The following is an 11,601-nucleotide window of genomic DNA, read 5'->3' as shown; positions in this document are numbered from 1 at the left end:
GAGGCATGGAGTACACGAACCTCGGACGCAGTGGGCTGTCGGTTTCCCGGTTGGTGCTGGGGACCATGAACTTCGGGCCGGAGACCTCGGAGGAGGACAGCCGGACGATCATGGATCAGGCGCACGAGCACGGGATCAACTTCTTCGACACGGCGAACGTGTACGGCGGGACCAAGGGGCTGACCGAGGAGATCATCGGGCGCTGGTTCGCCCTGGGTGGTGGGCGGCGGGACAAGACCGTCCTCGCCACCAAGTTGTACGGGCCGATGGGGGACTGGCCCAACGACAACAAGCTCTCGGCGCTCAACATCCGGCGGGCGGCCGACGCGTCGTTGAAGCGCTTGCGGACCGACCACATCGACCTCTACCAGATGCACCACGTCGACCGGGACACCCCGTGGGACGAGATCTGGGAGGCCTTCTCCGTGCTGCGCCAGCAGGGGAAGGTGCTGTACTTCGGGTCGTCGAACTTCGCCGGGTGGCACATCGCGCAGGCCCAGGAGGCGGCGCGGCAGCGGGGGTTCCTCGGCCTGGTCAGCGAGCAGTCGATCTTCAACCTGCTCAACCGGTTCGCCGAGCTGGAGGTGCTCCCGGCCGCGCGGCACTACGGCCTCGGGGTGATCCCCTGGTCCCCGCTGGCGGGCGGGCTGCTCGGCGGCGTGCTGCGCAAGGGGCGCGAGGGCACCGGGTCGCGGGGGAACTCCGAGCGGGCGGCCAGCGGGGTGGCCAAGCACCGGGAGGCGCTGCGGGCGTTCGAGGACCTGGCCGAGGCGCGCGGGCAGGACCCGGCCGACATCGGGCTGGCCTGGGTGCTGGCCCAGCCCGGCGTGACCGGGCCGATCATCGGGCCGCGGACGGTCGAGCAGGTGGACGGGGCGCTGCGGGCGCTGGAGACCACGCTGGACGACGAGGTGCTGGCGAAGCTGGACGAGCTGTTCCCGGCGCCGGGGCCGCAGGGCTCCAAGCCCGCTCCGGAGGCCTACGCCTGGTGATCAGTCCTCGGGATCGTCGTCGTCGCGGGCCAGGAAGGTGGCCAGGCGCTCCACGGCGTTCTCGTAGTCGGGGTGGAGGTCGACGAAGGCGCGCATCCGGTCGGCGAGCCAGGACAGGCTGACCTGCTCCTCGCCGCGGCGCTCCTCCAGCTCCTCGATGCCGCGATCGGTGAAGTACAACGTGAACTCCCTAGAGAACGGCGGAACCGCCGGGGCGAGCACGCCCCGGCGGTTCCGCAGTGTTCCAGATCAGTCGAACGCCTTGGCGATCAGCGCCCGCTGCTCCAGCTCGTGCACCTTGCTCGACCCGGCCGACGGGGCCGACATCGGCCTGCGCGACACGCGCGTGATGCGCGAGAGGCGGTCCGGGAACAGCTCCGGCAGGATCAGGCCGTAGAACGGCCACGAGCCCTGGTTGGCGGGCTCTTCCTGGACCCAGCGCACGTCCTGGGCGTTGGAGTAGCGCTCGAACACCAAGCCCAGCTTGCGCTCCGGCACCGGGTAGAGCTGCTCGACGCGCACGATGGCGGTGTCGGTGACCCCGCGCTTCTCGCGCTCGGCGACCAGCTCGTAGTAGAGCTTGCCGGACACGAACAGGATCTTGCTGACGCCCGCGGGGTCGACCGCGCTGTCGTCGATGATCGACTCGAACCGGGTGCCCTCGAGGAAGTTCTCGACCGGGGAGGTCGCGGCCTTGTTGCGCAGCATCGACTTCGGCGTGAACACCACCAGCGGGCGCTGCACGCCGTCGAGGGCGTGGCGGCGCAGCAGGTGGAAGTAGTTCGCCGGGGTCGAGGGCACCGCCACGGTCATGGAGCCCTCGGCGCACAGTTGCAGCCAGCGCTCGATGCGGCCCGAGGTGTGGTCGGGGCCCTGGCCCTCGTGGCCGTGCGGCAGCAGCACGACGACGTCGGAGAGCTGGCCCCACTTGGCCTCGGACGAGGAGATGTACTCGTCGATGACCGACTGCGCGCCGTTGACGAAGTCGCCGAACTGCGCCTCCCACAGCACCAGCGCGTCCGGGTTCGCCACCGAGTAGCCGTACTCGAAGCCCAGCGCCGCGTACTCCGACAGCGCCGAGTCGTAGACCATGAACCGGCCCTGGTCCTCGGACAGGTTCTGCAGCGGCAGGTACTCCTTGCCCGTCTTGCGGTCGATCACCGCGGCGTGCCGCTGGGTGAACGTGCCGCGCCGGGAGTCCTGACCGGCCAGCCGGACCATGCGGCCCTCGAGGTTGAGCGCCCCGAACGCCAGCAGCTCGCCGAACGCCCAGTCGATGCCGCCCTCGCGGGCCATCTTCACCCGGCGCTCCAGCACCGGCTTGACCCGCGGGTGCGGGTTGAAGCCCTCGGGCAGGTCCATGTGGGCGTCGGCGATGTGCTCGAGCACCTCGCGGTTGACGCCGGTGGCCAGCTTGGCGGGCACCTGCTGCTCGGACTCGACCGACGGGCTCGGCGAGATCGGGTGCTTCTCCAGCTCCCGCACCTCGTTGAACACGTGCTCGAGCTGCGAGGAGAAGTCGCGCAGCGCCTTCTCGGCCTCCTCGACGGAGATGTCGCCGCGGCCGATCAGCGACTCGGTGTAGCCCTTGCGGACCGAGCGCTTGGTGTCGATGACGTCGTACATCCCGGGCTGGGTCATCGAGGGGTCGTCGCCCTCGTTGTGCCCGCGACGGCGGTAGCAGATCAGGTCGATGACGATGTCCTTGTTGAACGCCTGGCGGTAGTCCATCGCCAGCCGGGCGACCCAGTAGCAGGCCTCCGGGTCGTCGCCGTTCACGTGGAACACCGGAGCCTGGATCATCTTCGCCACGTCGGTCGCGTACTGCGACGAGCGCGAGTTCTCCGGGGCGGTGGTGAAGCCGACCTGGTTGTTGATGATCACGTGCACGGTGCCGCCGGTGCGGTACCCGCGCAGCAGCGACAGGTTCAGCGTCTCGGCGACCACGCCCTGACCGGCGAACGCGGCGTCGCCGTGCAGCGCGACGGGCAGCACGGTGAAACCCTCGCCGCCCTTGTCGAGCAGGTCCTGCTTGGCGCGGACGATGCCCTCGAGGACCGGGTCGACGGTCTCCAGGTGCGACGGGTTCGCCGTCAGCGCCACCCGGGTCTCGCCGTCGCCGAACATGCGGAAGTACTTGCCCTCCGCGCCCAGGTGGTACTTCACGTCGCCGGAGCCGTGCGCCTGGCCCGGGTCGAGGTTGCCCTCGAACTCCTGGAAGATCTGCGCGATCGGCTTGCCGACGATGTTGGCCAGCACGTTGAGGCGGCCGCGGTGCGGCATGCCGATGACGACCTCGTCGTACTCGAACTCGGCTGCCTTGTCCAGGACCGTGTCCAGCAGCGGGATGACCGACTCGCCGCCCTCGAGCGAGAACCGCTTCTGCCCGACGTACTTGGTCTGCAGGAACGTCTCGAACGCCTCGGCCGCGTTGAGCTTGGACAGCACGTACTTCTGCACCGCCGCGGCGGGCTTCTCGTGCGGCACCTCGACGCGGTTCTGGATCCAGAGCCGCTCGGCCGGGTCGAGGATGTAGGTGTACTCGACGCCGACGGTGCGGCAGTAGGAGTCGCGCAGCACGCCGAGGACGTCGCGCAGCTTCATCCGCTCCTTGCCCGCGAAGCCGCCCACGGAGAACTCGCGGTCGAGGTCCCACAGCGTGAGCCCGTGCGAGAGCACGTCGAGGTCGGCGTGCTTGCGCTGGCGGTAGTTCAGCGGGTCGGTGTCGGCCATCAGGTGGCCGCGGGTGCGGTACGCGTCGATGAGCGCGATCACCCTGGCGGTCTTGTCGACGCCATCGAGGGTGAGGTCCTCGGTCCAGCGGATCGGCTCGTAGGGGATCCGCAGCGAGGTGAAGATGTCGTCGTAGAAGTTGTCCTCGCCCAGCAGCAGGCGGTGGATCTCGCGCAGGAACTCGCCGGACTCCGCGCCCTGGATGATCCGGTGGTCGTAGGTGGACGTCAGCGTGATGATCTTGCTGATGCCCATCTCGATCAGCGTCTTCTCGCTGGCGCCCTGGAACGGGGCCGGGAACTCCATCGCGCCGACGCCCAGGATCGTGCCCTGGTTCACCGACAGGCGGGGCACCGAGTGGTTGGTGCCGATGCCGCCCGGGTTGGTCAGCGAGATGGTGGTGCCGGAGAAGTCGTCCGCGGTCAGCGCGCCGCCGCGGGCCTTGCGGATCAGGTCCTCGTAGGCCTGCCAGAACTGCGAGAACGTCATGTCCTCGCTGCCCTTGATGGAGGCGACCACCAGGTTGCGCGAGCCGTCCTTGCCGGGCAGGTCGATCGCCAGGCCGAAGTTGACGTGCTCGGGGGTGACGACCGAGGGCTTGCCGTCCACCTCGGCGTAGTGCCGGTTCATGTTCGGGTACGCCTGCAGCGCGCGCAGCATGGCGAAGCCGATGAGGTGGGTGAAGGAGACCTTCCCGCCCCGGGTCCGCTTGAGGTGGTTGTTGATCACGATGCGGTTGTCGGCCAGCAGCTTGGCCGGGATCGCCCGCACGCTCGTCGCCGTCGGCAGCGTCAGCGAGGCGTTCATGTTCTTGGCGATGGCCGCGGCCGGGCCGCGCAGCGGCTTGTGCTCCGCGCCCTGCCCGGAGGAGGCCTTCGCGGCCGCGGCGGCGGGCGCCTTGGACGGGGCGTCCGGCTTGGCCGACGGCGCGGGCTTGGTGACCGGCGGCGCGGGCTTGTCGGCCTGCTTGGCCGCCGCCTTCGGCGCGGAGCCGTTGGTCGGGGCCTTGTCGGAGGCGGCCTTGTCGGACGCCGCCCGCTCCGGCGTGGCGGCCTTCTCGGCGGCGGGGGGCTTGGGCCTGGTGGCGGTCGTCGTGGTCGCGGCCTGCGCCGTGTCACTCCCCGCCTCGGCCTGCGCTGACCCGGCGGCGCGCGGGGTGGGCTTGTAGTCCGCGAAGAAATCGTGCCACGCGGAATCTACCGACTGCGGGTCCGCGAGGAACTGCTCGTACATCTCCTCGACGAGCCACTCGTTGGCACCGAACTGTGACGCGGGACTGCTGCTGGACACGGCTGGCTCTCGCCTCTATCCATCTCTCGATCTGGTAATGAGCACAACTCCCGCCAGGCTAGTCCTCGGGTACTGCCAAACGGGAATCAACCTGGTACCCGTGAGCCACCTCATGGCCTGCATCGGTTCAGTACACGATCCAGTGGGCCGTCACGCCGACGAGCGGCCGATCATGAGCGACGGGCGGTTATCTCCGGACAGGCGGGGTGTTCTGTGTGGTGGGACCGGTCAAGTGGTCCTGTGTCACACGGTCCGTCGAGGGGTGCGCCGGAGTACGGCGTGCTACGGAAGACGGTCTAGCGTGCTTGAGCTGTTCGGCTTCCCGCCGCGCGTCGGTAGCGGCCGTTCGCCATCCGATAAGTCCGTTTCTCGGCACGATTCGGACCCCTGGGTCGCCGAGCGGTGGGTTCTGGGCGACCTGCGGCAGGTTTGACCACCCGCGCAACGGGGTAAATGAGGGTGCTTGTCAGCCTGCCTCCTGCGGGGTGGGCTGGGCGGTCCCGAGGCGCCACAGGTGGGCGTAGGCGCCATCCTTGGCCAGAAGGTCGGCGTGGGTGCCCTGCTCGACGATCCGGCCGTGGTCGAAGACCACGATCCGGTCGGCCTTGGCCGCGGTCGCGAGCCGGTGCGCCACGACGAAGGTCGTGCGCCGGTGGGCGAGCCGCTCGCTGGCGGCCAGGACGGTGGACTCGGTCGCCGGGTCCAGCGCGGCGGTGGCCTCGTCGAGCAGCAGCACATCGGGGCGGACCAGCTCGGCCCGCGCCAGGGCCAACAACTGGCGCTGGCCCGCGGAGAGCCCTTGGCCGCGCTCGCCTACGGGCTGCCGGAAACCGTGCGGCAGCGTGGCCACCATGTCCAGGGCGCCCACCGCGCGCACCGCCTCCTCGATGCGCGGCGCGCCCGCGTCGGGGTCCCCGTAGGCGACGTTGCGGGCCACGTCCCCGGTGAACAGGTGCGCTTCCTGGGGCACCACACCGAGGCGGCCGTGATAGGCGGACAGGTCGTAGGAGCGCAGGTCGACCCCGTCGACCAGGACGGCCCCCTCGGTCGGGTCGTAGAACCGGGCGATGAGCTTGACGACGGTGGACTTGCCCGCCCCCGTCGCGCCGACCAGCGCCACCGTCTCCCCCGCCTCCACGGTCAGCGACAGCCCGCTGACGGCGGGGGTCTCGGTGCCCGGGTAGCGGAAGGTGACCCCGCGCAGCTCGACCTTGCCGCGCAGGCGTTCCGGCACCGGGACCGGGTCCTGGGCGGCGGGGACCGAGGTGGGGGTGCGCAGCAGTTCGGCGATGCGCACCAGGCCCACCCTGGCCTGCTGGTAGCCGTCGAACACGCTGGAGAGCTGTTGGACGGGGGCGAAGAACAGCCCGAGGTAGAGCAGGAAGGCCAGCAGCACCCCCGGGGACAGCGTCCCCTCGGCGACCCGGGTCGCGCCCACCACCAGCACGGCGGCCTGCGCCAACCCGGACAGCATGCTGACGAACGGGAAGTACGTCGCGATGTAGCGCTGCGCCCGCAGCCTGCTGCGCCGGTAGGCGTCGCTGCGCTCGGCGAACGCCTCCGCCGACCGACCCTCGCGGGTGTGGGCCTGCGCGACCCGCAGCCCGGACACGTTCTCCTGCATGTCGGCGTTGACCGCGCTGACCCGCTCCCTGGCCTGGGCGTAGGCCGTCGACGACAGCCGCTGGAAGACCACCGTCGCGACGATCACGACCGGCAGCACCAGCAGCGCCACCCAGGCCAGCGACGCGTCGGTGACCAGCAGCGCCACCGTCACCCCCAGCACCGTCAGCAGGCTGGCCGCCGCCGAGGTCAGGCCGGTCTGCAGGAACGTCGACAGCGCGTCGACGTCGGTGGTCATCCTGGTCATGATCCGCCCGGCCATCTCGCGCTCGTAGTAGTCGAGCCCGAGCCGCTGCAGGTGCGCGAAGCTGCGCACCCGCAGCACGTACAGCAGCCGCTCGCCGACCCGCGCGGCGAGCACGGTCGTCGCCGCCGTCTCCGCCCACTGCACGGCCACCAGCAGCGCGGCCACCCCGGTGGCCACCCACAGCGCGCCCTGCGTCCCGGTGAGCACGCCCGCGTCAACGCCCTGCCGGAACATCGCGGGCAGCGCCATGATGACCAGCGCGTCAAGCAGGACCAGGGCCAGCACCCCGAGCAGCGCCACCCGCGCCGGGCGCAGCAGCCCACGCAGCCGGAACCCCGGGTCGGGCGCTCTCGGGTCCTCCCCGGCCAACCGGGGCCGCTCGCTCGCCGGTGGCAGGGCGGCCACGTCGGCCAGCAGGTCCTCGGTGGCGGGCATCCCGCCCAGCGCCGATGCCTGCGAGCCCGGGCCGCCGACGCCGCTCTGCGCCGCCGCGCGCGCCCCGCCCGCGGTCGGCTCCTCCTCGACGTGCGCGGGCCAGAGCCGTGCTGTCGTCCCGTCCTCGCCGGGCGCCAGTTCATCGACGTCGCGGCGCTGCGGGGCCTCGAGGGTGTCCTCCGGCCCGGCCAGCAGCGACCGGTACAGCTCGCACCGCCCCACCAGCTCCGCGTGCGGTCCGACGTCGACCAACCGCCCGCCGTCGAGCACGGCGATCCGGTCGGCCAGCGCCAGCGACGACCGCCGGTGCGCCACCAGCAGCGTGGTCCGCTCGGCGGTGACCTCCCGGAGCGTGTCGTGGATGGCCGACTCGGTCGCGGTGTCCACAGCGGACGTCGCGTCGTCGAGCACCAGCACCCTCGGGTCCGACAGCAGGGCCCTGGCCAGCGCCACCCGCTGCCGCTGCCCGCCGGACAGCGTGAGCCCGCGTTCGCCGACGACCGTGTCGTAGCCCTCGGGCAGGGCGCTGACGAACCCGTGCGCCTGCGCCGCCCGCGCCGCCGCCTCCACGTCGGCCGCCGTGGCGCCCGGTCTGCCGTAGGCGATGTTCGCGCGGATGGTGTCGGAGAACAGGAACGCCTCCTCGAACACCACCCCCACGGTGGTCCGCAACGACTCCAGCCGCAGGTCGCGCACGTCGATCCCGCCGACCCGGACAGCCCCGGCCTGCACGTCGTAGAACCGGGGCAGCAGCAGGGACACGGTCGACTTGCCCGACCCCGCCGTGCCGACCAAGGCCAACGTCTCGCCCGGCGAAACGCGCAGCGACACATCGGAGAGCACCGGCTCGCTGCGGGTGTACCCGAAGGTGATCGCGTCCAGCTCCACCTCGACCGGCCCGTCCGGCACCGCGCGCGCGTCCGGCCGGTCGACCACGTCCGGCTGCGAGTCGATCAGCTCGTGCACCCGCTCCACGCCCGCCCGCGCCAGTTGCGCGTTGATCAGCAGGCTGGACAGCAGCCGGGTCGGGCCCACCAGGTTGGCCACGTAGCTGGCGAAGGCCAGGAACGTGCCCAGGGTGACCTGCCCGTTGAGCGCCAGGTACCCGCCCAGCGCCAGCACGGCCACCTGCCCCACCGACGGCATCGCCACCAGCGTCGCCGCCGGGCGCGAGGTCAGCCTGGCCGCGCGCATCCGCTCGCCGAACAGCTCGCGCGCGGTCTTCTCCAGCCGGGCGACCTCGCGCGCCTCCTGGCCGAACCCCTTCACCACCCGGACGCCGGTCACCGCCTCCTCGACGTGCTGGGCCAGGTCGGCGGCCCGCTGCTGGGCCGACCACGTCGCGGGGAACAGCGTCCGCTTGCTGCGCGCCGCCGTGTAGGCGACGACCGGCGTGACCACCAGCGCCACCAGGGTCAGCAGCGGCGACAGGTACAGCATCGCCGCCAGCGCCGCGACGGCGAACACCACCGTGCCCACCGACATCGGCACCATCATCAGCAAGCCCTGCACCAACTGCAGGTCGGTGATCGAACGCGACACCACCTGCCCGGTGCGCAGCGCGTCCTGCTTGCCCCCGTCGAGGCGCTGCACCGCGCCGAACACCGCCTGCCGCAGGTCGTGCTGGACGTTGAGGGCCAGCCGCCCGCCCAGGTACCGGCGCAGGAACGCGCCCCCGAAGGTCAGCAGCTCCATGCCGACCAGCGCCGCCACCAGCCAGGTCAGCCGCTCGGTCTGACCCGCGACGGCGTCGTCGACCACGAACTTGATCAACAGCGGCCCCGCGGCCTGGAAGCCGACGCTGACCACGGACGCCGCCAGGGACGCCAGGACCAGGCCGCGGTGCTTCCAGCACGCGACCCAGAGGCGGCGAATCCAGCCTGGGGAGGGTTTCTCGGGCACGTCGTCAGGTTAGGCGCGTGGACCGACACTTGGTGACCAGTCGACCGCCCCTGTGGACAACCCGACAGGAACCGCCCGCCGCCTGTGGATGATTTGGCGCGACAGCGAACCAGCGGCCCGGCCGGACCACTGGAACTTGATCAGGTGATGTCGCGCGACTTCGTCCGCAGCCAGCCGGCGCCCAGCGCGAGCAGCGCCCACCCGAGGAACACCAGCACGCTCAGCCAGCCCGCGAACGCCCCGGGGCTGCCCGCCACCAGTGTCAGGACCAGCCGCGCGAGGTCGAGGCGCGCCTCCGAGATGACGGTGCCGTCGACCGCGGCCAGGCCTTGGACCTGGTCGAGCAGGATCGACACCACGGTGCCGCCGGTGATGCCGTTGCCCGCCCCGCCGGGCAGCGCGCCCGCGATGAGCGCGACCGACGGGTCCTCGTTGAAGGTCAGCACCGTCTCCAGGACCGGCCCGACGACCAGCACGTAGCCCAGGAGCACCAGCACCGCGCCCACCGGACTGCCGATCAGGGCGCCGAACCCCAGGCCCAGCAGCGTCCACAGCATGCAGGCCAGCAGGCCCGCGAAGACCACCAGCAGCCAGTCACCCGCGCTGGGCAGCTCCCGCTCCGGCGAGCCGACGAGGAGGCCGACGCTGGCCGCCACGCTGATGAACAGCCCGTAGACCAGGCCCCACACCGCGTAGACGGCCGACTTGGCCCCGATCACGGCCAGCCGCGAGGGCGCGGTCAGGAACGTCGTGGTGATGGTGCGGCGGCTCAGCTCGGTGGTCATGGCCAGCGCGCCGAACAGCATCGGGAACGTCGAGGCGATGTTGAACCCGCGCGCCAGCGGGATCAGGCCCCAGGTGACGTCCTCCAGCGACTCCAGCGGCAGGCGGATGAACGACAGCTCGGCCAGCTCGCTGGTGAGCCCGGACGCGGAGGTCGCCCAGGCCCAGACGAACCCGGCCAGGACGGCGGGGATGAGCAGCGCCCACCACAGGCTGGTGGTGGTGGTCTTGCGGAACTCGGAGGAGATCAGGCCGGTCATCGGGGGCCTTCCTGGCCGGCGCCGCCCTGGGCGTCCGGTGGTGGTGGGGCGGGGGGAGCCTCGACCGGGGCGGGTTGCGCGGGCGGCGGGTCCGATGCCGGGTTCTGGTACGCGGACTGGTCGGCCGGGGGCGCCTGGTTGCCCGCCTGCAGGTACTCCGGGGGCAGCACCGGGTACTGGGCGCCCGGGGTCGGCTGGTCGGGGGCCTGCTGCGGGAAGCCGGCTTGCGGGGAGTAGCCACCTTGTTGGGGGTAGCCGGGCTGTGGGGGGTAGCCGGGCGGTGGGGTGAAGCCACCCTGCGGGGGGTACCCGGGCTGCTGCTGCCCGTACCCAGGCTGCTGCCCGTAACCAGGTCCGTAACCGGGTGGCGGCCCGTAGCCGGGCTGGACGTAACCGGGCACCTGGTAGCCGGGCGGCCCGCCGTGGTGCGGCCCGGCGTGCTGGGTGAGCTGGAAGAACAACTGCTCCAGATCGACCCGCTCCTCCTGGACCCCGTACAGCGCCACCCCCGCCTGCGCCGCGGCGTCACCCACCTGCCGCACCGTCACCCCGGAGACGGCGACCCGCCCGTCGGGCAGCGGCTCCACGCTCGAGATCCCCTCGGCCTGCAGGGCCGCGATCAGCGCGGTGTGGTCCGCCGGGGTCACCAGGACCCGGGACTGCTGGGAGGCGCGCAAGTCGTCGAGGCGGCCGTAGAACATGGTCTGACCGCGGCTGATGATCACCACCTGGTCGATGGTCTGCTCCACCTCGGCCAGCAGGTGGCTCGAGATCAGCACCGAGCGGCCCGCGGCCGCGTAGGCCTTCAGGAACTGGCGCAGCCAGGCGATGCCCTCCGGGTCCAGGCCGTTCGCGGGCTCGTCGAGCACGAGCACCTGCGGGTCGCCCAGCAGCGCCGTCGCCAGCGCCAGCCGCTGCTTCATGCCCAGCGAGAACGCGCCCACCTTGCGGCGGCCCACCGCGCCCAGGCCCACCAGTCGCAGCGCCTCGTCGGCGCGCGAGTCCGCGACCCCCATCGCGGCCGTGTACACCCGCAGGTGGCCGATCGCGCTGCGGTTGGGGTGGAACCCCTGGGCCTCCAGCACCGCCCCCACGACCCGGCCCGGATTGGCCATCCGGCCCATGGGCACGCCGTTGATCGTCGCCGTGCCCGCGGTGGGACGCACCAAGCCCAGCAGCATCCGCAGCGCCGTGGTCTTCCCCGCGCCGTTCGGCCCCAGGAAGCCGGTCACCGACCCGGGCTCCACCTGGAAGCTCAAGTTCTGCACCGCGTGCACCGCGCCGAAACTCTTGCTCAGCCCCTGCACCACGATCCGCCCGCTGCCGTCCTGCACAC

At 71.7% G+C, this 11,601-nt stretch carries 6 protein-coding genes; 1 reads left to right on the top strand and 5 read right to left on the bottom strand.

Annotated features, from left to right (window positions below; all coding sequences use genetic code 11):
• Positions 1-5 precede the first annotated feature (5 nt).
• Positions 6-992, top strand: coding sequence for an aldo/keto reductase (locus tag GCL84_RS18050; RefSeq protein WP_156756658.1), 987 nt, complete (start codon positions 6-8; stop codon positions 990-992).
• Here the strand turns inward: GCL84_RS18050 and GCL84_RS18045 are convergent, their stop codons facing one another.
• The 5 genes from GCL84_RS18045 to GCL84_RS18025 form a co-directional block, all read right to left on the bottom strand.
• Positions 993-1,172, bottom strand: coding sequence for a DUF6104 family protein (locus tag GCL84_RS18045; RefSeq protein WP_156756657.1), 180 nt, complete (start codon positions 1,170-1,172; stop codon positions 993-995). It lies immediately after the preceding gene.
• Between the two features lie 69 nt (positions 1,173-1,241).
• Positions 1,242-5,015, bottom strand: coding sequence for a multifunctional oxoglutarate decarboxylase/oxoglutarate dehydrogenase thiamine pyrophosphate-binding subunit/dihydrolipoyllysine-residue succinyltransferase subunit (locus GCL84_RS18040; RefSeq protein ID WP_156756656.1), 3,774 nt, complete (start codon positions 5,013-5,015; stop codon positions 1,242-1,244).
• 466 nt (positions 5,016-5,481) lie between these two features.
• Positions 5,482-9,222: an ABC transporter ATP-binding protein gene (locus GCL84_RS18035; protein ID WP_156756655.1), complete on the bottom strand. Its 3,741-nt coding sequence runs from the start codon at positions 9,220-9,222 to the stop codon at positions 5,482-5,484.
• 140 nt (positions 9,223-9,362) lie between these two features.
• Positions 9,363-10,265, bottom strand: a complete 903-nt coding sequence (locus tag GCL84_RS18030; protein ID WP_156756654.1) for a hypothetical protein — start codon at positions 10,263-10,265, stop codon at positions 9,363-9,365.
• Positions 10,262-11,599 (bottom strand): ABC transporter ATP-binding protein, encoded by a 1,338-nt coding sequence (locus tag GCL84_RS18025; protein ID WP_197523332.1) that lies wholly within the window; start codon positions 11,597-11,599, stop codon positions 10,262-10,264. The genes GCL84_RS18030 and GCL84_RS18025 overlap by 4 nt, the downstream gene beginning before the upstream one ends.
• Between the last annotated feature and the right edge of the window lie 2 nt (positions 11,600-11,601).

It is taken from the genome of Actinokineospora pegani (assembly GCF_009745975.1).
Taxonomy (GTDB): Bacteria; Actinomycetota; Actinomycetes; order Mycobacteriales; family Pseudonocardiaceae; genus Actinokineospora; species Actinokineospora pegani.
Note: the sequence above shows the minus strand (reverse complement) of the source record. Positions and strands in the feature narration are given on the sequence as shown.

What these genes read in the sequence shown, in the direction of transcription:
- GCL84_RS18050 (WP_156756658.1), top strand. Translation starts at nt 6, where the DNA reads ATGGAGTACACGAACCTCGGACGCAGTGGGCTGTCGGTTTCCCGGTTG.
- GCL84_RS18030 (WP_156756654.1), bottom strand. Translation starts at nt 10,265, where the DNA reads ATGACCGGCCTGATCTCCTCCGAGTTCCGCAAGACCACCACCACCAGC.